Source organism: Pseudochryseolinea flava, from assembly GCF_003286915.1.
GTDB classification, from domain to species: domain Bacteria; phylum Bacteroidota; class Bacteroidia; order Cytophagales; family Cyclobacteriaceae; genus Ohtaekwangia; species Ohtaekwangia flava.
Genome location: NZ_QMFY01000015.1, coordinates 54,946 through 76,075, shown reverse-complemented (window position 1 = coordinate 76,075; position 21,130 = coordinate 54,946). Strand labels below are relative to the sequence as shown.

Genomic DNA, 21,130 nt, shown 5'->3' with positions numbered 1-21,130 from the left:
ATGCAACCGAAGATTTTACTTGTTGATGACCGGGAGGATAATCTCCTTTCTATCGAGGCCATTTTTGAGCCGGACGGATACCGATTTGTTAAAGCAAACTCTGGCCGTTCGGCGCTAAAAATCCTATTGACAGAATTCGATTTCGCACTCATATTGATGGACGTAAAAATGCCTAACCTCAATGGCTTCGAGACAGCGTCGTTAATTTACGAGCGTGAAAAGCTAAAGCATATTCCGATCATCTTCATTACTGCAAACAATTTTGGCGACGAAAACGCATACAAGGGATATCAGGCCGGTGCCGTGGATTACATCTACAAACCAATCAACCCGAACGTATTGCGTGCCAAGGTTTCTGTACTCATTGACCTATATCGAAAAAATCAGCAACTCATTTTGCAGGAGCAGAAGTTGGTTGCGATCAACAGAAGCTTGGAGAATGAGATCAAGGAACGAAAGGCATCCGAAGAGAAAGTGAAAATGCTTAATCACCGTTTACTCGAAAACATTAGCAACCTAGAGTCAGCTAACCGCGATCTCGATCGATTTGCATTCATGGCGTCTCATGACCTACAAGAGCCTCTCCGAAAAATTCGTGTTTTCAGTGATCGTCTTTTCCACAAATATCAGCAGCTTCTGGATGATGATGGTAAAAGCAACTTGAATCGGATTCAGCAGGCCGCGGAAAGAATGCAAGCGCTTATCACAGACATCCTCACGTTCTCGAAAGTATCAGCCGAAAAAATGACCTTTTCAGAATGCAATTTGAAGGAAGTGATTAACGATATACTTGCCGATGTCGACGAGGAAGTAAGACAACGCCATGCGCAAATTGAAGTCGATGATATGTACACAATACAAGGCAACCCAGGACTGATACGCCCCCTATTTTATAACCTCATCAACAATGCATTAAAGTACTCCAAAAAAGATATTACACCGATCATTAAAATCCGATCCGAACTGTCTATGACGACCAGCACAAGGAATGGTGGAACCGTTGATAATCGTTATTGCAGAATTTACATAGAGGATAATGGCATTGGCTTCGATCAAAAATATGCTGAAGAAATTTTCGGTATGTTCAAACGACTTCACCGTCATGCAGAATTTGAAGGTACTGGTATTGGCCTAGCGCTTTGCAAAAAAATTGTTGAACAGCACAATGGCTACATCTCAGCAAGGAGTAAGATCAATGAAGGATCTACGTTCATTATATCCTTACCGTTAATGCACCAGAAGGAGCATGCATTTAAATAGCTTGTCTAGTTCTCGCTACCGATAAAAAAAGAAGACTGCATTGACGCAGTCTTCCCCAAACACTATGGCAAAATTACAGCTAACGTTTTTATCGTTTGTTATTCAATTCTTTTTATTCCTCGAGTAGAAGGTCGGGTATTTCGAGCGCCTTAATTTCTTGCACAGCGCCGCCCGCTATGCCACGAACGTCTCCATACAACGAGACCAGATTCTCCATAGCTTTCAGCAATCGCTTTTCTCGTTTCGCCCATTGTGCAGTGATCATTGTTTTTTCTTTTAATAAATCTTCCTGCATACCATGATAAGACTCGAACGACGCTTCCAACTTCTGTTTAAACTCATTGCTGGTCACATAGCTGTAGATGAGTTGCATTTTATCGCCGCGATTTTCCTGCGCTGCTAATACCTCACCAATACGCGCCAAATTCTGGCGGAGAAGTACAGCAAGCGCTTTGAATTCAGAAAAGGAACAGACCCATACGCCGTCCAACTCACCGAATCGACTCATCCCTTCTGGTAGCGCCTCGGTAACAATGACAGCAATATCTGCTTGCTTTAAACGCTGATCATCTTTGATTTTGGGAATCCATTCGTTACTAAAGTGTTTCGTACGCTTACTTTCGTAGAGTATACTTCCACATCGATTTCCATAGTGATCTTTTACAACGTGAATACAATCGCCGCCACGTTTCCCTTTCGAAATCTCTTCAATTTCATCGCGCATAAACGTTGTTTCTAAATATGTCTCGATGGCTAATTCCTGCACCTCCCCTTGCGTCTGCATACTACCTTGCTCGGACTTTCGCTTCATCTCGTTGATGAGTTTCGCCTGATCGTCTAGTTTTTTTTGTAGTTCCAGTTGCTTCATCCGTTCCTCGTCCCTCGCCTTATCCGCCTCAAGTTGTACACGTCTCTTCAAAATGAATTCCATTTGCTCCCGCTCTAGCTTAAGCTTTTGTTCTTCTTCTCGAATCTTTAGTGCTGCTTTTTCATATGCAAACTTATCCGCCTGTTCGCGTAGTAATTTTTCACGCTCTAACAGACGTCGCTTCATGTCAACCTCCATCGTTTCCTCTTTATCCTTTAGATGACGTTCCCGTTCCGCAAGCGCCAAGGCATTTCGTTCAAACTCCTGCAGCCGTTGCGTCTTTATCTTACGGTCCTCCTCCAGCATTAGAAATTTCTCGCGGTAGCGGTCACTTTCTTGCTTAACAACGCGCGCCTCTACTGCCTTCGCTGCTGAATGCAGTTTTTGCTCAAATTCCTTCTCCAGTTGAATACGAATATCATGGCCAATGGCATCTTCAGGTGTAAATGTGCCACTACAATGCGGACATTTTACTAATAACGATGGATTGCTAATGGTGCTCATAAGTCCTCCTTGAATTGATAGCTCGAAAGTATGGGCGCCCAGTGTCAATGGCTGTCACTTGCCACGGGCCGCTAAAAATATTGGTCGCAAAAAACAATTGTGCTGTAAAGTTGGAATTGCGTAACATTGCTACTCAGAGATTCTATATGGCCAAAGCAGCGAAAACAAAACCGAAGGCAAAGGCAAAGGCGAAAACCGTTAAAGCCACCGATGATGCTTTCATTCCTCAAACCAAGCTTCTCCGCTTATTTCAAATCATAGCCGTGCTTAAATCTGGGCATTGGACAATCCAACAACTTGCCGATAGATTTGACACCAGTAAGCGCACCATGTATCGTTACATGAAAATTTTGGAGCAGGTTGAATTTCTCGTGGAAACCGACTTTAATAATCGTTATTTCATCGTCACCTCCGACGACGACCCAATTCAAGCCCAGTTCACGCTTGATGAGATGAGTCTCATTAAAAAGTTGATCAAATCAGCCGCCACAGATACACCGATAAAAAATTCACTTTTACGAAAGCTATCCCTCAACTCTGAGTTGGATAGCGTTCCACAACTCTTCGTTAAAGCACGTCTTAGTAAGATTGTCGAACAAGTCTCTGAAGCCATTCGCGGTAAGAAGCAGATTGTACTCAAAAATTATCACTCAGCAAATAGTAACGAGATTCGCGATAGACTCGTTGAGCCGATTCACTTTGGCGACAATTATCAATCGGTAATGGCATTAGACACACAAGACAAAGTTTGCAAGCAATTCAAACTAGACCGGATCGGCGATATCGTGGAAATGAACAAATCTTATGCATTTGAAAATCTGCACAAGAAAACGCAGACCGACATTTTCGGTTACACGGGTGATGCAGATACTTGGATTACACTTCGAATGACGATGCGAGCCTACCTACTGCTCCGCGAAGAATATCCACTCGCGATACCTTATTTGGAAAAACGTGAGGATCATTATCAATTCCACGCTCCTGTGGTGAGCTTTGAAGGTGCAGGTAGATTTACCATGGGACTTATCGACGAAATAAAAGTAGAAGGCCCTGATGATTTTAAAACATTTATTCACGATCGCGTAACAAAATACGTCGGGTAAATCTCCTTCTGTTTAATTATAAACTCGAACCATCACCACCAAGTCTTTCCATTTTTTCACCTGATCAACTCGATTGCCACGCATTGTATTTTGACGTGGCAACGGTATCGTCTCATGAATGGAATCGTTTTTCACTACTTCATACAACGACGTTGACTTTACAGCAAAAGCTGCTCCGGTTAACTTGGTTTGTATACCGCTGATCACCCCAATTAGATCTCCTTTCGAATTCAGCAATGGCCCCCCACTATTACCTGGATTTACAGGAATTGAAATTTGATATGCCGTTGGATTTTGTCGATAACCCGTGAGTGCACTAATGGAACCTTCTCCGAATACGATATCTTCTCGTGGGAACCCTAACGTATAAACCTCTTCTCCGAGATCAGCTTCAGCAGTTCTAATAAGAAATGGAATACTCGTTTTCATTTCAAATGTATCGCTCACAACTTTCAGCAAAGCAAGATCAGACAGTGCATCTAAGTATATCACCTCCGCCTTGTGGTTGCCAACGGCGCCATTTTCAATGTACACGGAGTCGGCGTCTTTAACCACGTGATAACTCGTCACTAAGTAGCCTTTGCTCGAAATAAAAAATCCCGTACCGCTATAGCGACTTGGTTGAATAGCTTTCTCCTTTTCTTTTATTTCTTTAACGATGGCATTCTGTGATTTTTCGATGCGCTGTACCTCCAACCGAAGTTCTTTATATTCTTCCATTTTATCTTGAACCGATTGGTTCAATGACCACGTAAAAATAACGCTGATGAGTGCTATCGACGCTGCTATTCCCGCGATGGGCCAATATGCTTTTCGTAAGAATACACGTTTGCCTTTTGGTTTTTGCTCGTCGATGGTTTCGTGGAGCGAATCCATCATGGTGTGCAACGCTTGCCTTTTTCCATAAGCGTGCAGTTGCGATAATAACACGCCATGCTTTTCAGCAGCAGCTCGCATCTCAGGATGCTTCAAAGCTTCCTCAAGTTGTATAGTCTCTTGGTGCGACAGGTCGCCACGAGATTGCCTATCCAATAATTCGATCAAGTCTCGTTCACTCATATTTAATTCCTTTTGTCGTCAGCGAAGAATAATTTCTTTAACCGCTGCAAACATTTATATTTTTGATTCTTTGCATTATCGGAATTTGTATATCCGAATTTTATCGCGATCTCTTCCATGCCTAGGTCACCGATATAAAAATCTGTGATAATGGTTTTACAAGGTTCTCCTAAGCCTCCTAGTGCAACCTGCATTTTCTTAAAAGCAAGCGCCTTTTCTTCGACGTCATTTACTTCGTCCTCAACACCCAAAAACGTTTCCAAAGATTCAATGTTCCCAGTATACATCTTCTTTTCAGCTAGCCTTTTCAGCCACAGCCTTCTGCATACCGCATACAAGTAGGTCTTGATTTTGCAGGTAAGAACAAAATCCGCTCGCTGAAGCTTTTCATAAAACACGATAACAGCCTCTTGGTAAACATCCTTTGCCTCCTGTTCCGAGCCACTATTATTCGTGATGAGATTTCTCACCATTGGATAATGTGCGCGATACAACTCTCGCAAGGCCATTTGGTTATGTTTGCGGATTTCGGCGATAATGAGATCGTCGGAATTATAATTCATCGATACGTTAGACGTCGCCCTTGCACAGGCGGACTTTATACAAAGGTGGTGAGAAGGTAACCCAAAAGAAAAGTATTTCTGATTGGGTTACCCACAAAGTTTTTTGGTATGAAGGAAAATTTTAACCAAAAGCATATGAAAAACAACGTTAAGTCACTTTTTGCATTGATGGTAATCGTTTTTGCGGCCGTTTCATGCAGTGGAAAATCTGAAAAAACAGCAGCAGATTCAGATTCAGCAACTGTTGCACCTGAAGCAACACCTGTGGATACTACAACCACCGTTTCTACTGACTCTCTCGCGCAAGATAGCGTTATCGCTAAATAATACTGGCTAACACTTCGTTAGCATTTCCTCCTCCGGCCGTCCCTCGTTCTTTGGACGGCCCCTTTCTTCTCTTTTACTAAAACTTTTATCATTTATGAATGCAAAACTATTTGCATGCTTTGTCGCGTGCATCATGCTCGTTTCTTGTGGTCAATCGATGAAAAGCGAGGCTACGGCCGATGTAATGGAACTAGAGCAAAAAACTGAATCTCAGCAGGTTTCGATCAACGCTCCGATACCTGACATTTATTCGAACGGAAAGAAGGTTATCAAAAAAGCACATTACCGATTTGAAGTCAACAACGTAAAAACAACAACGGAAGCGATTGAAAGCGCAGCCAGAAAATTCGGTGCGTATATAGAAACCTCTCAACTGGTGTTAGAAAATCCGATCCTCGAAAACAAAATTACCATCAGGGTTCCTAATGAATCATTTGCAGACCTGTTAAAGGAGATCGATCAACAGTCTGTGTTTGTAAATTTTAGAAACATCACAACCGACGACATCTCGAAAGATTTTGTTGACCTGGAGTCGAGGCTGAAAACAAAACGTGAAGTTGAGCAACGTTACATGGAAATCTTGCGAAGTAAAGCGGGTAGTATTGAAGAGCTACTGGAAGCCGAGGAAAAGATTGGAGATCTCCACGAAGAAATTGAAGCGACCATTAGTCGTTTGAATTATTTAAAAGATCAGGTTACGTACAGTACACTTCAACTAGAATATTATCAAACAATCACGCAAGAGATTGCAAAAATAGAAAACACCTTTTGGTCAGATTCAGCTGAAGCATTGGGCGCTGGCTGGAACGGTATTACGAAAGTATTAATCGCCCTACTCTACCTATGGCCGCTTTTCATTGTCGGCCCTATTGTGTATTTCTTGATTCGCCGTGTAACAAAGAAGACTAAACAGCAAGTAAAATCAGTTTAGTTACTACAGCGACGCATCTAGTTTGTCAGATAGAAAATTCTTTTCATGTGTCGGTAATGTCGAGGCTTTCTCTTTGGCCTCGGCATTTTGTTTCGTAACACTTTCTAGTTCTTGAACTTTGAACTCATGCTCAGTTTGCCGCAGTAGATTATCATACGGTCCACGTGGTGACATCAACTTCACCAACACGGGAGAAATTTCAATCGCAATAAAAAGCAACATGATAAACCAATTGGCCCAAGCAATGGCGCTGCTCTTGTCAGAAATTCGATCCAGTGCTTCCATACGCGCAGCCGGCCCATTCATTTTCTTTTTCTCGAGTAAATTATATTCGCCCGCAATAAGTGAATCTTTACGATCAACAGCGTCTTGTAGTTCGTTGATACGTTTATTATTCCGTGTTGATAGTTCTTGCAACTCTTTCTCAACAGCATCAGCATCGGCCTTCTTGATTTTATAGATGGGCCCCAGATTCTTCTTTTTGCTTCCACCTGTACCGTCGGCTTCTTCTTGCGCGGCCCTCACACGTGAGTTTCGTTCGAGCACTTTCAACGCAATCTCTTTTTTAAGAATATCGATTTGCCTACCCAAACTATCTCGTGATGGATTGACACGCGCATAAAATTCCTTTTCCTGTCGTGCATAAGTCTCCTGTTCCATCATCACGAGTTCCGGTTCAATCTCTTTTTCAAAGATCTTCAGCTCTAAGGGTTTTGCGATTACAATTGAAATAATGATAGCCAAAATTAGTCGGGGTGATGCCATCAGAAGTTCCGACTTTGTACGTCCTTCTTTCCTCATGGACGACACAATATATCGATCGAGATTGAAGATCATGAGTCCCCACAACAAACCGAAAGCAGTTGCCAGCCCAAGGTGGTCAAACACTGTAAACAGTGCGTAGCCAGCAGCGATAGCAGCGAATAGTCCGGTAAAAAAAATCGTAGCGCCTATCCCAGCGTATTTGCTGGATTCGGTTGGGCATTTTTGCAGCAGGTTTCTATCGGCACCGGAGCAGATCCAAAAAAAAGAGGTTATTCTATTCATGAAACAATACAACGGCAAACGCCATCAAATTATTACCACGCAACATCATGCCATTTCCTATCCTTGCAATGGAAAGAAAATTGCAAGGCTTTTGTAAAAGATTGTACATTTACGAACAGTAAAGTGTTCAATTGTGTGGGCACCGATTTTTTAACTATTAAGCTATGGCAGCATGTGAACCGATCGTTTTGAGCGATATATCAGAGGAAATTTTTAACAATGTAAAAAGAGATCTCTCTGCAGCGGGATTTAACCTTACTGGTACTTCCGGCACGGTAGATGGACCTTTCGGGATAGTCATTCGTTACGCCTGGAATCAACCAACAAGTGTTCTCGAAATCGAAATTGTTGAAAAGAGTTTTTTCATTTCTTGTAATCAAATCAAGGACAAACTTTACGAAGCTTTCGATAAGTATGCGACGCGTTAGATGTAGAAGTTCATGGTCACTTGTGGTTGACAGCAAATGAAACTTGAGTTTAAGAATGGCTTAAATTTGAAGATTACCCCTGGAATCAACGCACCGATGATTGGCCTCAAATTTTTAACCGGACAGCCTTATGCGGATATTGTTGATCCTGTTTTGCCTCGCTTCAACGTCGACGTTTGCACAGCGTAATGCTCCCGTCATTCGCGGGCAGCGACCTCTCAGTACAAATGAAAATCAGCCCATCACCATTACTTTTAACGATCTGGATGTAAGAGATCGTGATGATTGGTTTTATCCACTAGGATTCACGATGACACTCTACGCCGGTCAGCATTATACGTTTGCTGACAAAACAGTTACGCCTGAGCGAGGCTTTCATGGAAAGCTGACCGTCCCCGTTACTGTCAATGACGGTGAACATAGTAGTGATCCATTCAACTTGATTATTGACGTTGTTGACATCAACACGCCGCCGGCAATTACGGGACAAAATGCGTTGAGCATTGGCATGAATGGCTCATTGACTGTCAAGTTAGCGGACTTAAAAGTTTCTGATCCCGATAACACATACCCAACTGGTTTTACGATGCGATTGGGAGCAGGCGCAAACTATACCGTGTCGGGCACGACCGTGACACCATCGCCAAATTATTCGGGCGCACTGTCTGTGCCAACCGTTGTTAACGATGGTGGAGCAGATAGTCCGCCCTTTAACCTTCGAATCGATGTTACGAAATCGCTTCGAATTACCGGCCAAAAGAGCCTTGCTTCAAATGAGGGAGAAAATTTTAGCATACAGCTCGCTGATTTGGTTGTGTTCGATCCAAGTAACACGTATCCAAACGGATTTTCGCTAAATATAAGTGCAGGAGAGAATTACCAAGTGGACAATCAAGTCATTACTCCATCGCCTGATTTTAGTGGTACTTTGATTGTGAACGTCTCGGTACAGAAAGGGCCGGATGCGAGTAACGTGTATGCGTTTCAGGTCACGATCAATCCTATTAACGATCCACCTCAGCTTATCGACCTGGAGACTACTGCGCTCCGTCACATGGTCGGTATGGAGGCCGTTAACATCTCAAGCACTGTACAAGTAACTGACCCTGACGATCAGCAGATCGTGTTAGCGGAAGTAGGGTTCACTTCTGAAACTTATACACCCGACGGCGACCTGCTCGAATTCGCGAACACCGAAAGCATCCGCGGCGTGTTCGACCCAAAGGAAGGTGTATTGTCCCTGATCGGTGTAGCGTCACTTGGGCAGTATCAAGATGCATTACGTTCAATACGCTACCGATACAACGAAGAAATTCCACTAGAGCAAGAGAACAGAACTTTGTACATCAAGTTGAATGATGGAAAAATGGTGAGCGAAATTTACCATCGCGAGATTATTATGGGTGAAGAGATTGCGCTCGACATTCCAAACGCATTTACCCCAAATGGTGATCTTGCAAACGACACGTGGAGGATTCAGGCCGTTAAAGATAGCGAGCGACTCAAGACTGCCGTGGTGAGTGTTTACAATAGTCGCGGCATTTTAGTATACCGTGCTGTGGGCATAACCAACGAATGGGACGGAAACTACCATGGTGAAAAATTACCGACCGACAATTATTATTACACGATCGATCTTGGGATGAGCTCTAATAAAAACAACTTTAAAGGAAATGTAATGCTCCTCCGTTAGCTTGCAACGGTCGGTCTACTGCGCGACCGCCTGGTTTGGGGGATGAACAAGCAGCGATATTTTAACTTTTCTCGAAATACCTTACATCACGAAAGGGGAAAAATACCCGCACATGAGTAAAGTTTTACCTTCTGGCATTTCGCGGACCATACAAAGCTTACACAAATCAATTATCGACGATCGTAAACGTTTATTGTTACCACGAAATTCTGATAGTGCAGATGAACGACATCGCAGTGAGTCGATTAGTATGATGATCAATACAATGCTTCACATGATCGTTTCGATGTGAAGCATGCATTACAGCCGGTTACTTCTTTTAAAATTTTTCACAACACTACTAAACTTGCATTTTAAGCAGTGAGAAAATTTTTTATTCTTCCTTTGCACTCGTCTTGTTAGTAGCCCACTAGCGCAAATACAAATTTTGTTTCACTCCCTTACTCAACATCAGCTTCAGAACTAATGTTGAGCATGGATAAACTTTGTTCACTTTATGCCTAAACCTGTACAGTCAACATTCAAGATGCTGCCTTTCCTACTCTTCTTGTTTGCCTCCGTCATTGCTCAAGGGCAAGATCCTCAAAAAGCTAAGATGACACCCGATGGTCGCGGATTTCTTGAATACCTTCCTAGCGGTTACGCATCGTCATCCTCAAAATATCCTGCCATCATTTTTTTACATGGTTCCGGTGAGCGTGGCACAGGGTCAGCTTCAGATCTCGAAAAGGTAAAGCGCAATGGCCCTCCAAAATACATTGCTGAAGGACATAATATGTGTTTCACAGTCAATGGAAAAACAGAATGCTTCGTGGTGCTCTCTCCACAAACTATCGACTGGTCATGGAAGCATGATGTGATTCCGTTCATTAAATGGGCGGTGGCTAACTATAAAATAGATCCTGATAGAATTTTTGTTACCGGTCTCAGCATGGGTGGCGAAGGCGCATGGCTAACGTCTGGGCTAGACGACAACAACCCGAACCTCTTGGCTGGAATCGCTGTGATGGCGGGCCGCGGTACTTTAGAGCATGGCATTAATACAGCCTTGAGAAAAATCAATGTTTGGGCATTTCATGGTGACGCTGATACAGCTTTGGGCATCGGCGGTGGACTACTTCCAATCACTGGCATGTTGAATCTTAGCGCGAATCCATCACCACTATGGACAGTATATCCTGGTGTAGGTCACGGTGGATGTTGGGATCGCGCATATCGCACCGACCACACGTATCATAATCCTAACGTGTACGAATGGTTTTTAACGAAAAGAAGAAACGGCGCACCTGTACCTCAGCCTCCTCCGCCAATCTCAAATCCTGATCCACCAGTGGCCAACGCTGGCGCAGATAAAACCATTACACTGCCTACTGCAAATACATCATTCACCGCGAGTGCTACGGCCGATGGAGAAGTGAGTTCATACAACTGGACAAAGGTGTCGGGCCCTTCTGTTACCCTGTCTAATACAGCAACCAACACATTGTTTGTGTCGAATGCACAATCAGGTACATATGTATTTCGCGTAGTGGTTAAAGACAATCACAATTTGCAAGGGCAAGACGATGTACAACTCACTGTGAAAAGTTCGGGCACACCGAATGTTACACCAACTGTGAATGCAGGAGCAGATAAAACTATTCTGCTACCCTCGAGTTCTGCCCAATTCACGGCGACTGCGAAAGATAGTGATGGATCAATCGTCTCTTACGCATGGACTAAAGTCAGTGGCGGTTCCATCACCATGAGCAGTACGACATCACAAACATTAAAGCTGACACAGGCATTAGCAGGAACATATTCTTTCAAAATTACGGTCACCGATAACAAAGGCGCTACCAGTAGCGACGTAGTCGACTTGGTCGTCAATACAACTTCTAACACAAATCAATCTCCAGTGGTTAGTGCGGGCGAAAAAAAATACATCTATCTACCAACTAACTATGCCTCATTCACAGCAACAGCATTAGATCCGGATGGCAGCATTGTTTCGTATCAATGGACGAAAATTGGTGGCGGTACGATTACCATGTCCGGAGCTACCACAGCGAAGCTTTCATTATCGAATGCAGTGGAGTGTACCTACGTTTTCCAAGTGACGGTGAAAGACAACAAAGGTGCGACTGCGAGTTCTATTGTTAGGCTCGCCGTAAAACCGGGCATTACGAACACGTCTGCGCGTATGTCAACGGAAGTTTCGTCCGCGGATGAAACATCGGTGGAGGAATCTCTGTTTGAATTTGGCGTTGGACAGAATTACCCTAACCCGTTCTCTGCCAGTACAACGATCCCTTTCACATTAGATCGCGACCAGCATGTGGTACTCAAAATCTTTAATGAAAAAGGAATCGAGGTTGCCACTATTTTGAATGAAGAATTAAGTGCTGGGGAACACACTGTCGAAGTTAGCAGTGACAAGATCGCTACAACTGGAAATATCTCCGGCACGTATTACTACAAACTGATGAGTGGCGAGAAAATAGTCACACACAGGATGGTAGTCAAATAGATCATCGTACGCTCCGTTATAAATAGAAAAAGCTGAGTAATCTCAGCTTTTTCTATTTGAGCGAGCACAAACCTATTTGCAAATCAGCACTCTAAAGTCACCGTTTACAAAACTATCGTCACTGCTGCGCGCGTCTATTTTCCCTTTCACATCCGTGCTGGAAATACTTACAATTTCAACTGCGCCTTCACTCGCGATATGGTTATCAGGAATCTCTTCATCGCTCAAAAGTGTTACCGTTCTTGAGTCCGCTCCAAGTGAAAGCTTGTATATCCCTTTCTCTGCAGGAACAGTGAAGAAAACTTGATCACCTTCAGCCAGAAACACATCACATCCGGATTCACCATCTTGCGCTACCATCAATGTTACTCTGACTTCGTTATTACTCACGTCGGCGTAGCCATCTTGATATCGCCACTCTTTGCCATCAATCTCGCCCATAGCATCTTGATCTTCAAAATCATAACCTGGGCCACTGTCGTCATCTTTACAAGAAAATAGTACGACCAAACACGCGAACAAGATTACTTTTTTCATAAGCTGTTTCATTAATTCAATTATGGTTAAAAAATATTAATACCATAGCCCCAAATTTGCGAGGACTATTCTGCACTTCAATAGATAAAAAAGTTTGCTTGTCGAGAGCTATTACAATTCAACTCCCTCCATCTCCTCCGCATCCGTACTATCTTGCGGCATGCTTGCCTGAAGCATTTTGAGTTTACGTTTGTACAATTTTTCGAGGAATGTTTCTTTGTGTGGAGGCGCAAGGGTATCAGCTTTCATCAGGGAATCCGCCTGCTGAATCATCTGTGCAATATCAAGTTGTAATGATTCATCGAGCTCATACAAATCGCAATCGAGTTTTTGTTGTAATGTTGACGGCATCGCTGGGAAGGTCGCTTTGGATAACGTCGCGAACGCTTTGTCTTTGTTCACTTGCTCCATAAAATAGCCAAACATAGGAAGTGCTGTGTTCGATCCTTGTCCGAGTTCCGTACTCTTAAAGTGAATACGCGGATCATCAGCTCCCGCCCACGTACCAACAGCTAAATTTGGCGTGATGGCCATAAACCAACCATCAGCGTTTGACTGTGTTGTACCCGTCTTTCCAGCGACGTCGTTATACACGCCATACTTCCAGCGTAGTCGAGATGCTGTGCCTTCATGCACCACAGTTTGAAGCATTCGACGAACCAGCATCGCGGTCTCCTTCGAAATAACTTGTTTCGGTTTCTTGTCACTGATCAAATCCGTAAATGAATTTCCGTATTGATCTTTCACCGATGTAATGTAGTGTGTCGGTGTTGTTAGTCCCTCATTGGCGATACAACCATACGCGGTGGTCATTTCCATCAATGAAATGGACGACGAGCCCAAAGCGACAGATGGCACATTCGGCATCTCGCTCAGTATTCCCATATTTCGTGCAAGCTCAACTGTATTGGAAACGCCCGCACGTTGAATCATCTTCACTGCGATTGTATTTACCGAATACGCCAACGCTCCACGCATCGAATATTTCACTTGATAGTCGTTCTGCATGTTCTTCGGTGTCCACTTCTCTCCTTCGTCGTCGATGTAAGTTTGGCGTTCTGCAGAAACGTATTCGCAGGGTGAAGCGCCGTTCTCAATCGCCATCGCATACACAATTGGCTTAAAGATCGAACCGACTTGACGCTTTGTACTTGTCTTTACGTGATCGTATTGAAAGAAATCATGATCGATACCTCCAACCCATGCTTTAACGGCACCCGTTTGTGGTTCAATGGCTAAGAACCCGGCGTTTAAAAACTGAATATGATGAATGATCGAATCGATGGGACTCATTTTCACCTTGCGAATTCCGTTCCATGAGAAGAGACGCATATCTATCGGCTTCTTTAATTCTTCCATGATTTCCTCTTCAGACATACCATCTTCCGCGAGCGCTTTGTACTGAGATGTTCTCAAAATAGCGTCACGCAAAATTGCTTCATTGTCTTTCCAGGGCTTATCTTTTCCAAGCTGATCAATAAATTGCTTCTGCAACTCCTTCATATGGCGCTCCACCGCGATCTCTGCATACTCCTGCAGCCGTGAATCTATTGTTGTATATATTTTTAATCCATCGGTGTAAACGTTGTACGTCGTACCATCCGGCTTCTTATGATTTTTACACCATTGCATCAACTCTGTCTTGAGGAACTCACGGAAATATGGCGCGAGTCCTTGATGAAACGAAAGTTTGGTATACTTCAAAGTTAACGGTGTGGCACGAATAGAATCTGATGCAACCGAATCTATGTAGTGGGCTTTCTCCATTTGTGACAACACAACATTGCGGCGTGTTTTTGAGCGATCTGGAAAAAGTCTTGGATTGTAAGTATGTGTCGCCTTTAACATACCGATCAACACAGCGGCTTCACCAGCAGTGAGTTTTTTTGCCGTTGTCGAGAAGAATCTTTTAGCAGCAGCTTGAATTCCGAACGCTTCGTCACCAAATGGTACTGTATTCAAATACAAGGTGATCAATTGGTTCTTGTCGTAAATGTCTTCTAGTCGTTGTGCCGTGATGGCTTCTTTCATCTTATTGATGAGCATAGAAAGCACCCAGTATTTTTTTCGTGGGTAAAGGTTCTTTGCAAGCTGTTGTGAAATAGTGCTTCCACCACCCGAAGACTCCTCTCCCATGAAAATCGATTTTACGATTACACGTCCCAAGCTGATATAGTCTACGCCGTCATGTTCGTAAAAACGAATATCTTCAGTCGCGATTAACGCTTGTACAACAATGGGTGAAATTTCGTCGAAGTTAATTGCTGTCCGATCCTGAATATAAAATCTTCCAAGGAGTACACTGTCGGCGCTATATACTTCGGTAGCTTCATGATTCTGAATGTTACGCAATTCTTTTTTACTTGGTATTTCAATCCATACGATTAGCAACAGCAGTAATGGCGGACCTAACACAATGCTGGCGATAATCGACCACCGCTTTGCTTTTGGATGTGTGCGATAATATAACGCGGCGCGCTGATAGAGCGAAGTAATTTTATCGGTAACGGGTTGTGACTTCAGTTTGACCCAAAGCCAAATTTGTTGGAGTCTTTCGACGAATTTTCTGATGATTGGTTGCATAGCCTACGGCACTTCCTGCGAGGGGGTAAGATACGGGTGCCATGCATAATTTTCAATTGAGAAAGATTGAAATGTAGAGCAGTTTGCCCAATAACAGGTGCAAAAAAGCAGAAAATCTTGCATGCATTAAAAACTCACCAGTTTCGAAGCACCGGAGTTATCGTTTTACGCCTTAAATTAGATGAACAACCCGGTAGCCATGATAACTGATCCACTTCGAACAACGTCCATCAGACCACCATTTTCCACTATTCTTATTGCTGGTTTACTCGCGGGAACACTCGATGGTATTGGCGCGATGATACTCGCTTACTTCAGGAATGGTGTAAAACCTGAGGTTGTGTTCAAGTATATCGCCAGTGGCTACTTTGGGCCAGAAGCGTTTAAAGGTGGCACTGCCATGGTCATGTACGGAATTCTATTTCACTACATCATCGCTACAGGATGGGCGCTGCTGTTGTATGTTGTATATCCTTACGTAATCCAATCGTTGCAAAATAAAATCATCATTGGTATTATTTATGGTATTGTGATTTGGTTCGGTATGAATTTAATCGTCGTTCCTGCATCGAACGTTCCTGCTGCGAAAGAATTTAATCTCATACAAGCTGTCATCAACGCGGCAATATTAGTGGTGGCTGTGGGGCTTCCGATTACATACGTTACGGCGTGGCGTCGATCCCCCAAGTGACGGGAACAAAATTATCGCAGCGCAATAGCGACTTTCGAAGAATTTATTCATTCGTTTACCACTAACAACATTTCTAAACCGCTTAGCGTGATTAAACGCGTTCATCCTCGGAAGTGTTGATGGTCATGAATGTTACCCGTAGATTCATTGAAACCTAACACTACTATGAAAAAATCACTCCCCTCCTGGTGATCACCATGGCTTTGGTTTCACTGGTCAATTGTTTGCTTCATGCACAAGGCATTACGACGCCGCGACCTGCAAGTCCGGCAGCATCTGTTTCACAAACCATTGGCATTTCGAAAATCAACGTAGACTACTCGCGCCCCGCAGTAAAAGGTCGACAAGTATGGGGTGCGCTGGTACCTTATGGCTGGAATAAACAAGGTTTCGGCTCCGGGAATGAAGCTCCTTGGCGTGCTGGCGCGAATGAAAACACGGTGATAACCTTTTCGCATCCAGTCAAAGTAGAAGGAAAAGATGTATCCGCTGGCTCTTATGGTTTATTCTTTGTCATCAACCAAGACAATACCGGTGAAGTCATTCTATCAAAAGACTATCGCTCATGGGGAAGCTTTTGGTACGACGCGAAACAAGATCAACTACGCGCCAAAATACAGCTCCGCGACATTGCTCATGAAGAGTTGTTAAGTATCGAGTTCGGAAATATCGCGAAGAATAACTGTGAGCTCATGCTCAATTGGGAGAAAAAACAATTCCCTGTTAAGATCGAGTTCGCAGTAGATGATATTGTCATGGCAAATGCAACGGAAGAGTTGAAGAGTGTAACCGGATTCACATGGCAAGGTTATGCAAGTGCTGCAAACTATGCACTGCAAAACAACATTAACTTGCCTCAGGCACTTAATTGGATTGATCAAGCAATCGCACAAAACAAATCTTTTCCTACGCTGCGCACGAAGGCTGATTTACTGAAGAAAACAGGCAAAAACGATGAAGGTGAAAAACTATTGAAGGAAGCCATGGCGATGGCCACAGAGGCAGAACTTAATGTCTATGGATATCAATTGATGGGACAAGGTGATGTAAACAAAGCAATCGATATACTCGCTTTAAACACGACGCGATTCCCCAAGAGCGCCAATGCCTGGGATAGCTTGGGTGAAGCTTATGCGACGAAAGGTGATAAAGAAAATGCGATTAAGAATTTTAAAAAATCGTTGAGCCTTAACCCTCCTGCTAATGTGCGTGCGAATTCAGAAAAATTTCTGAAGCAGTTCGGCGCGATGTGATATTTTGCGCGACCCCTAATCAACCAAAAGATAACAGCCCGTGACGCACGTCCGGGCTGTTTTGTTTTTCCATATTGCAGACGTAGTATTATGCGTCTTGCTTATCGTGACCTTCAAGTTTTACAAGTTTATTATATATGCCCAATAGTAGGAACGGTGCAGCCCATTGTCCAACGAACAATGCAAGGTGATCCTTCTTCAGCAATTTCAATGTAAGTGCTCCGGCCATTGCACCAACGGATGTCCATAAAAACACATCCGACGGAAGTTTTGCTGTTTGCTCTTCAATCGCTCTCGCCACACGGCCTTCGCGATGTTCTGTATTGTAGTTTTCTACCTCTGATGTTAATGTTTCTAAACTCGTCGCCATAATTACCTCCTTTTTAGTTTTGATTTTCTGAACATAAAATTCTAATGCCTTATCATTTCAAGTTACACCGGTTCCAACATCGTTTCTGTCTGAAGATCGATCGTCACATCTGTTCCTGGTGTCAATAAATTCACTTCTATACCTTCTTTCCCTTTCCGTACTTGCAAGATTATTTGTCTATCGTTGATGCGAATATTGGTGATGGTGACCTCTTGCAAAAAGTCTGGTAGCACAGGATGACAAAATGTAATGGTGTTGGTGAGCGCATTGATCTTCATACCAAGTGAAGCCTGTAACATTAGGAAGACCGCTCCCACAGACCATGCTTGTGGCGAACACGCTACGGGGTAAGCTGTTGGCGCTTGTGCTTTTCTACGTTCGAATCCACAGAATAACTCAGGCAATCTTTGATCATCCATGGCTACTGCAGTATCGAACATACCGGTGAGCAATCGCTTCACTTCACGTTGAAGATTGTACCTTGAAAAACCATACGCAATCATCGCATTGTCATGCGGCCAAATGGATCCGTTGTGATAAGACATCGGGTTGTATCGCGCTTCCGTCGTGGCAATTGTACGAACTCCCCATCCTGAGAACATCGACTCACTTAATAAATTCCACGCTACCAAACGTGCACGTTCAGGCGTTGCAATACCTGAGAATAAACAATGACCCGCATTTGATGAAAGTACATTACAAGGGTTCTTCTTTCCATCTAACGCCAACACATAAGTTTGCTTCGTTTCAGACCAAAAAACTTGGTTGAATTTTTCTTTAAACGCTTCCGCTTCTTTCTTCAATTTCGCAGCGACGTCTTCGAGACCTAAAAGCTCAGCGATCCACGCGGCCTTTGCCTTTGCGTCATATACATAGGCCTGTACTTCGCACAAAGCAATGGGATCGGACGCCAACTCTCCCGCTTCATAAAAGACAGAATCTTGAGAATCTTTCCAGCCTTGATTGGTCAACCCCTTCTCCGACTTGGTTTTGTATTCAACGAAACCATCACCATCGATATCGCCATACTGGTCAATCCACGCTAACGCCCGCTCAATATTTGGCCAAATATTTCTAACCAGCGCAAAATCCCCTGTTCGTTCTAAATATGCACCTGCTAGAATCACAAAGAGTGGTGTCGCATCGATCGTACCATAATACATTTCGAACGGTACCTCTCCCAATGCCGACATTTCTCCGCCGCGCGTTTCATGAAATATCTTGCCGGGCTCTGCATCTTGAAAATCGTTAAACGATTTCGCCTGTGTAAATGCCAAGTATTGCAACACGCCCTTAGCTAGTTCCGGCTCAACCCACAAACACTCCAGCGCTGTGATGATGCCGTCGCGCCCAAAAGGTGTACTGAACCACGGCACTCCAGCGTAGGGATAAAGCCCATGTGGCGTCGGTGTCGCCATGGTAATTAAGTCAGACTTCGATCTATTAATCCAGTCATTGAACTGCGCATTGCTTGTAAACACATCGGCACAATACTGCCGGGTCTTTTCCATATATGCATTCATGTTGTTTCGCGCAACATCAAATCCAAGCAGTTCTGTTACGTTCTTCTCTTTGCCAAAACCAACGTTCACTTCGATATCTGTCTCTTGTCGCGGTAGCAAATGAAATTTGTAGGACGCAGACTTTGTTGAAAATGATTCCGGAGGTTGAGCAAATTGAATGGTTGTAATCCGGTTCGTGTTATCGAGGCCTTCATAGACAAATTTGAGCATACCTTCATCCTGCTTCGGTGTGCGTTGCTTTCCTTTCTTCGTTCGGTGAATCCCGCGTACTTCAAAGATGTCCGTAAAATCTGCGTTGAACTTCATCTCCAATGTAAAGTCCACAGCTTCTAGGCCATAATTCACAATTTTGATTTTCTCATGACATGCACCTTGCCATAAAAACTTTGAACGCATGATGTGCAACGTACCGCGTTGAATTAACCGCCCTGTGGTTGTTTGAAAATCAGGGTTGGTCAGGTCAACGATAAACATTTGATTGTCTTCTCGCGGACTAGAGCTCAGCAACATCGGACGTTGGCCGTTGATGGAGAGTTCCATCCGCGAAATGTATCGCGTATCTTCATGAAAAATACCTTGCGTGCCCGTTCCAATCGGATGAACATCTCCAAATCGATCTAAGATTGCAAAAGTATCACCTTGTTTGAGCACAACAGTTCTATCATCTGCGAAGGATGATGTGGCAAGGATATAAAATTGACTTTCAATTTCAATTATACTCATGGTCGGTTTCTTTTATGATTAAAGATTCCTTTTTCGATGCAATTACTTCCTGGTAAACTTTCAGGTAATTTTCTGCCATTTGCTTCGCTGTGAATCTGCGATCAAATGACGCCCTGCATGAATGACGGTCAATCGTTTTAATATTGTCAATACATGCAACGGCTCCCGCTAAATCATTCACGATAAAACTATCTACACCACTGGTGAGAATCTCTGGGACACTACCACTGGCATACGCTACTACAGGTGTGGCGCAAGCAAGTGATTCAATCATTACCAAACCGAATGGTTCCGGCCATTTGATGGGAAACAAAAGGGCAATCGCATTACCAATGAAGGATTGTTTTTCGCTCTCGTTAACTTCGCCGATAAATTCTATCAGTGGGTGATCTAGCAACGGTTCAATCACATTCTGAAAGTAGCCTTGGTCCGCACCTTCAATCTTTGCGGCAATCTTCAACGGTATGCCTACACGTTTCGCTATCTCAATGGCATCGTCTAGCCCTTTCTCGGGGGATATGCGTCCGAGAAAAGCCAAATAATGGCCCGGCGTGTAAACAGGTTTAAAAAGATTCTCTGGCAACCCATGATACACCGTATCGGTCCAATGTGCCTGCTGGAGCGGAATACGTTGTGAATTTGAAATAGACACCACCGGCACTTCCCGATAGATGTTGTAAAGGGCTTGAAGCTCCGGAATATTTAGCCGCCCATGAAGCGTCGTCAGATGAGGTTTCTTAGAACAATGGGAAACAGGAAAATGTAAATAGTCGATATGGTAATGAATGATGTCATACTCCCGCCTATCGTTCTGCACCATTTGCACCATCGTTATGTGCGGGGCAATTTGATCCACTTTGTTCGGATCAAGCCTTAGTGCAGCAGGAATCACGGGTATCAGTCGTGCGTCGGTAAGTGAATCTCCGCTCGCGTATAAGGTGACATCGTGCCCCATGCTAATTAATGCTTCCGTTAGAAAGGAAACTATTCTCTCCGTGCCACCATACAATTTTGGGGGCACACTTTCATATAAGGGCGCAACTTGAGCAATTCGTAACTTCTTCATAACAACACGGATTGAAATCAAATGCCTACATTTTTCTTCTATCCATGCCAGCTGCATGTCTGTGTAGATGGGGTACTCCTTCCACTTAACCT

Annotated in this window: 19 protein-coding genes; 10 read left to right on the top strand and 9 right to left on the bottom strand. The window is 43.6% G+C overall.

Annotated features, from left to right (window positions below; genetic code table 11):
* Nucleotides 1–1,260: a response regulator gene (locus DQQ10_RS22325; protein ID WP_112749156.1), complete on the top strand. Its 1,260-nt coding sequence runs from the start codon at nt 1–3 to the stop codon at nt 1,258–1,260.
* 112 nt (nt 1,261–1,372) lie between these two features.
* Here DQQ10_RS22325 and DQQ10_RS22320 read toward each other — a convergent pair whose 3' ends face one another.
* Nucleotides 1,373–2,632: a DUF2130 domain-containing protein gene (locus DQQ10_RS22320; protein ID WP_133259732.1), complete on the bottom strand. Its 1,260-nt coding sequence runs from the start codon at nt 2,630–2,632 to the stop codon at nt 1,373–1,375.
* 146 nt (nt 2,633–2,778) lie between these two features.
* Here DQQ10_RS22320 and DQQ10_RS22315 point away from each other — a divergent pair, with 146 nt between their 5' ends.
* The gene (locus tag DQQ10_RS22315) at nt 2,779–3,735 is read left to right on the top strand and encodes a helix-turn-helix transcriptional regulator (RefSeq protein ID WP_165824058.1); all 957 of its coding nucleotides are present in this window, start codon (nt 2,779–2,781) and stop codon (nt 3,733–3,735) included.
* Nucleotides 3,736–3,747: 12 nt separating this feature from the next.
* On the opposite strand, the gene DQQ10_RS22310 is transcribed toward DQQ10_RS22315, so the two are convergent.
* The gene (locus tag DQQ10_RS22310; RefSeq protein ID WP_112749153.1) at nt 3,748–4,794 is read right to left on the bottom strand and encodes a S1 family peptidase; all 1,047 of its coding nucleotides are present in this window, start codon (nt 4,792–4,794) and stop codon (nt 3,748–3,750) included.
* Nucleotides 4,795–4,796: 2 nt separating this feature from the next.
* Entirely contained in the window at nt 4,797–5,357 is a 561-nt protein-coding gene (locus DQQ10_RS22305) for an RNA polymerase sigma factor (protein ID WP_112749152.1), read from the bottom strand.
* A gap of 135 nt (nt 5,358–5,492) precedes the next feature.
* Between DQQ10_RS22305 and DQQ10_RS22300 the strand changes: the two genes are divergently transcribed.
* Nucleotides 5,493–5,684: a hypothetical protein gene (locus tag DQQ10_RS22300; protein WP_133259731.1), complete on the top strand. Its 192-nt coding sequence runs from the start codon at nt 5,493–5,495 to the stop codon at nt 5,682–5,684.
* Between the two features lie 94 nt (nt 5,685–5,778).
* Entirely contained in the window at nt 5,779–6,615 is an 837-nt protein-coding gene (locus tag DQQ10_RS22295) for a DUF4349 domain-containing protein (protein ID WP_112749150.1), read from the top strand.
* 3 nt (nt 6,616–6,618) lie between these two features.
* On the opposite strand, the gene DQQ10_RS22290 is transcribed toward DQQ10_RS22295, so the two are convergent.
* Nucleotides 6,619–7,662, bottom strand: a complete 1,044-nt coding sequence (locus DQQ10_RS22290) for a DUF4407 domain-containing protein (RefSeq protein WP_112749149.1) — start codon at nt 7,660–7,662, stop codon at nt 6,619–6,621.
* 164 nt (nt 7,663–7,826) lie between these two features.
* Here DQQ10_RS22290 and DQQ10_RS22285 point away from each other — a divergent pair, with 164 nt between their 5' ends.
* From DQQ10_RS22285 to DQQ10_RS22275, 4 genes are all read left to right on the top strand, one after another.
* The gene (locus DQQ10_RS22285; RefSeq protein WP_112749148.1) at nt 7,827–8,090 is read left to right on the top strand and encodes a hypothetical protein; all 264 of its coding nucleotides are present in this window, start codon (nt 7,827–7,829) and stop codon (nt 8,088–8,090) included.
* 130 nt (nt 8,091–8,220) lie between these two features.
* On the top strand, nt 8,221–9,783 hold the full coding sequence (locus tag DQQ10_RS22280) for a T9SS type B sorting domain-containing protein (protein WP_112749147.1): 1,563 nt from the start codon (nt 8,221–8,223) through the stop codon (nt 9,781–9,783).
* Between the two features lie 112 nt (nt 9,784–9,895).
* Entirely contained in the window at nt 9,896–10,075 is a 180-nt protein-coding gene (locus tag DQQ10_RS27795; protein ID WP_133259730.1) for a hypothetical protein, read from the top strand.
* Between the two features lie 204 nt (nt 10,076–10,279).
* Complete coding sequence (locus DQQ10_RS22275; protein ID WP_112749146.1) at nt 10,280–12,292, top strand: PKD domain-containing protein; 2,013 nt, start codon at nt 10,280–10,282, stop codon at nt 12,290–12,292.
* A gap of 72 nt (nt 12,293–12,364) precedes the next feature.
* Here the strand turns inward: DQQ10_RS22275 and DQQ10_RS22270 are convergent, their stop codons facing one another.
* The gene (locus tag DQQ10_RS22270; RefSeq protein ID WP_133259729.1) at nt 12,365–12,829 is read right to left on the bottom strand and encodes a hypothetical protein; all 465 of its coding nucleotides are present in this window, start codon (nt 12,827–12,829) and stop codon (nt 12,365–12,367) included.
* A gap of 111 nt (nt 12,830–12,940) precedes the next feature.
* The gene (locus DQQ10_RS22265) at nt 12,941–15,412 is read right to left on the bottom strand and encodes a transglycosylase domain-containing protein (protein WP_112749144.1); all 2,472 of its coding nucleotides are present in this window, start codon (nt 15,410–15,412) and stop codon (nt 12,941–12,943) included.
* Nucleotides 15,413–15,611: 199 nt separating this feature from the next.
* Between DQQ10_RS22265 and DQQ10_RS22260 the strand changes: the two genes are divergently transcribed.
* Together DQQ10_RS22260 and DQQ10_RS22255 are read left to right on the top strand one after the other, a co-directional pair.
* On the top strand, nt 15,612–16,103 hold the full coding sequence (locus DQQ10_RS22260) for a hypothetical protein (RefSeq protein ID WP_133259728.1): 492 nt from the start codon (nt 15,612–15,614) through the stop codon (nt 16,101–16,103).
* A 197-nt stretch (nt 16,104–16,300) separates the two neighbouring features.
* A complete protein-coding gene (locus DQQ10_RS22255; RefSeq protein WP_112749142.1) occupies nt 16,301–17,356 on the top strand; it encodes a DUF2911 domain-containing protein in 1,056 nt (351 codons plus the stop codon).
* An 88-nt stretch (nt 17,357–17,444) separates the two neighbouring features.
* Here DQQ10_RS22255 and DQQ10_RS22250 read toward each other — a convergent pair whose 3' ends face one another.
* The 3 genes from DQQ10_RS22250 to DQQ10_RS22240 all read right to left on the bottom strand — a co-directional run bounded on the left by DQQ10_RS22250 (nt 17,445) and on the right by DQQ10_RS22240 (nt 21,038).
* A complete protein-coding gene (locus tag DQQ10_RS22250; protein WP_112749141.1) occupies nt 17,445–17,726 on the bottom strand; it encodes a hypothetical protein in 282 nt (93 codons plus the stop codon).
* A gap of 62 nt (nt 17,727–17,788) precedes the next feature.
* On the bottom strand, nt 17,789–19,972 hold the full coding sequence (locus tag DQQ10_RS22245) for an amylo-alpha-1,6-glucosidase (protein ID WP_112749140.1): 2,184 nt from the start codon (nt 19,970–19,972) through the stop codon (nt 17,789–17,791).
* The gene (locus DQQ10_RS22240) at nt 19,959–21,038 is read right to left on the bottom strand and encodes a glycosyltransferase family 4 protein (protein ID WP_112749139.1); all 1,080 of its coding nucleotides are present in this window, start codon (nt 21,036–21,038) and stop codon (nt 19,959–19,961) included. Before DQQ10_RS22240 ends, DQQ10_RS22245 begins: the two co-directional genes overlap by 14 nt.
* Nucleotides 21,039–21,130: the final 92 nt, after the last annotated feature.

Bases quoted from the DNA above. Each gene is read 5' to 3' on its own strand.
- DQQ10_RS22315 (WP_165824058.1), top strand. From the start codon at position 2,779: ATGGCCAAAGCAGCGAAAACAAAACCGAAGGCAAAGGCAAAGGCGAAA.
- DQQ10_RS22300 (WP_133259731.1), top strand. From the start codon at position 5,493: ATGAAAAACAACGTTAAGTCACTTTTTGCATTGATGGTAATCGTTTTT.
- DQQ10_RS22270 (WP_133259729.1), bottom strand. From the start codon at position 12,829: ATGAAAAAAGTAATCTTGTTCGCGTGTTTGGTCGTACTATTTTCTTGT.
- DQQ10_RS22250 (WP_112749141.1), bottom strand. From the start codon at position 17,726: ATGGCGACGAGTTTAGAAACATTAACATCAGAGGTAGAAAACTACAAT.
- DQQ10_RS22325 (WP_112749156.1), top strand. From the start codon at position 1: ATGCAACCGAAGATTTTACTTGTTGATGACCGGGAGGATAATCTCCTT.
- DQQ10_RS22310 (WP_112749153.1), bottom strand. From the start codon at position 4,794: ATGAGTGAACGAGACTTGATCGAATTATTGGATAGGCAATCTCGTGGC.
- DQQ10_RS22285 (WP_112749148.1), top strand. From the start codon at position 7,827: ATGGCAGCATGTGAACCGATCGTTTTGAGCGATATATCAGAGGAAATT.
- DQQ10_RS22275 (WP_112749146.1), top strand. From the start codon at position 10,280: ATGCCTAAACCTGTACAGTCAACATTCAAGATGCTGCCTTTCCTACTC.
- DQQ10_RS22305 (WP_112749152.1), bottom strand. From the start codon at position 5,357: ATGAATTATAATTCCGACGATCTCATTATCGCCGAAATCCGCAAACAT.
- DQQ10_RS27795 (WP_133259730.1), top strand. From the start codon at position 9,896: ATGAGTAAAGTTTTACCTTCTGGCATTTCGCGGACCATACAAAGCTTA.
- DQQ10_RS22290 (WP_112749149.1), bottom strand. From the start codon at position 7,662: ATGAATAGAATAACCTCTTTTTTTTGGATCTGCTCCGGTGCCGATAGA.
- DQQ10_RS22240 (WP_112749139.1), bottom strand. From the start codon at position 21,038: ATGAAGAAGTTACGAATTGCTCAAGTTGCGCCCTTATATGAAAGTGTG.
- DQQ10_RS22255 (WP_112749142.1), top strand. From the start codon at position 16,301: ATGGCTTTGGTTTCACTGGTCAATTGTTTGCTTCATGCACAAGGCATT.
- DQQ10_RS22280 (WP_112749147.1), top strand. From the start codon at position 8,221: ATGCGGATATTGTTGATCCTGTTTTGCCTCGCTTCAACGTCGACGTTT.
- DQQ10_RS22320 (WP_133259732.1), bottom strand. From the start codon at position 2,632: ATGAGCACCATTAGCAATCCATCGTTATTAGTAAAATGTCCGCATTGT.
- DQQ10_RS22265 (WP_112749144.1), bottom strand. From the start codon at position 15,412: ATGCAACCAATCATCAGAAAATTCGTCGAAAGACTCCAACAAATTTGG.
- DQQ10_RS22260 (WP_133259728.1), top strand. From the start codon at position 15,612: ATGATAACTGATCCACTTCGAACAACGTCCATCAGACCACCATTTTCC.
- DQQ10_RS22295 (WP_112749150.1), top strand. From the start codon at position 5,779: ATGAATGCAAAACTATTTGCATGCTTTGTCGCGTGCATCATGCTCGTT.
- DQQ10_RS22245 (WP_112749140.1), bottom strand. From the start codon at position 19,972: ATGAGTATAATTGAAATTGAAAGTCAATTTTATATCCTTGCCACATCA.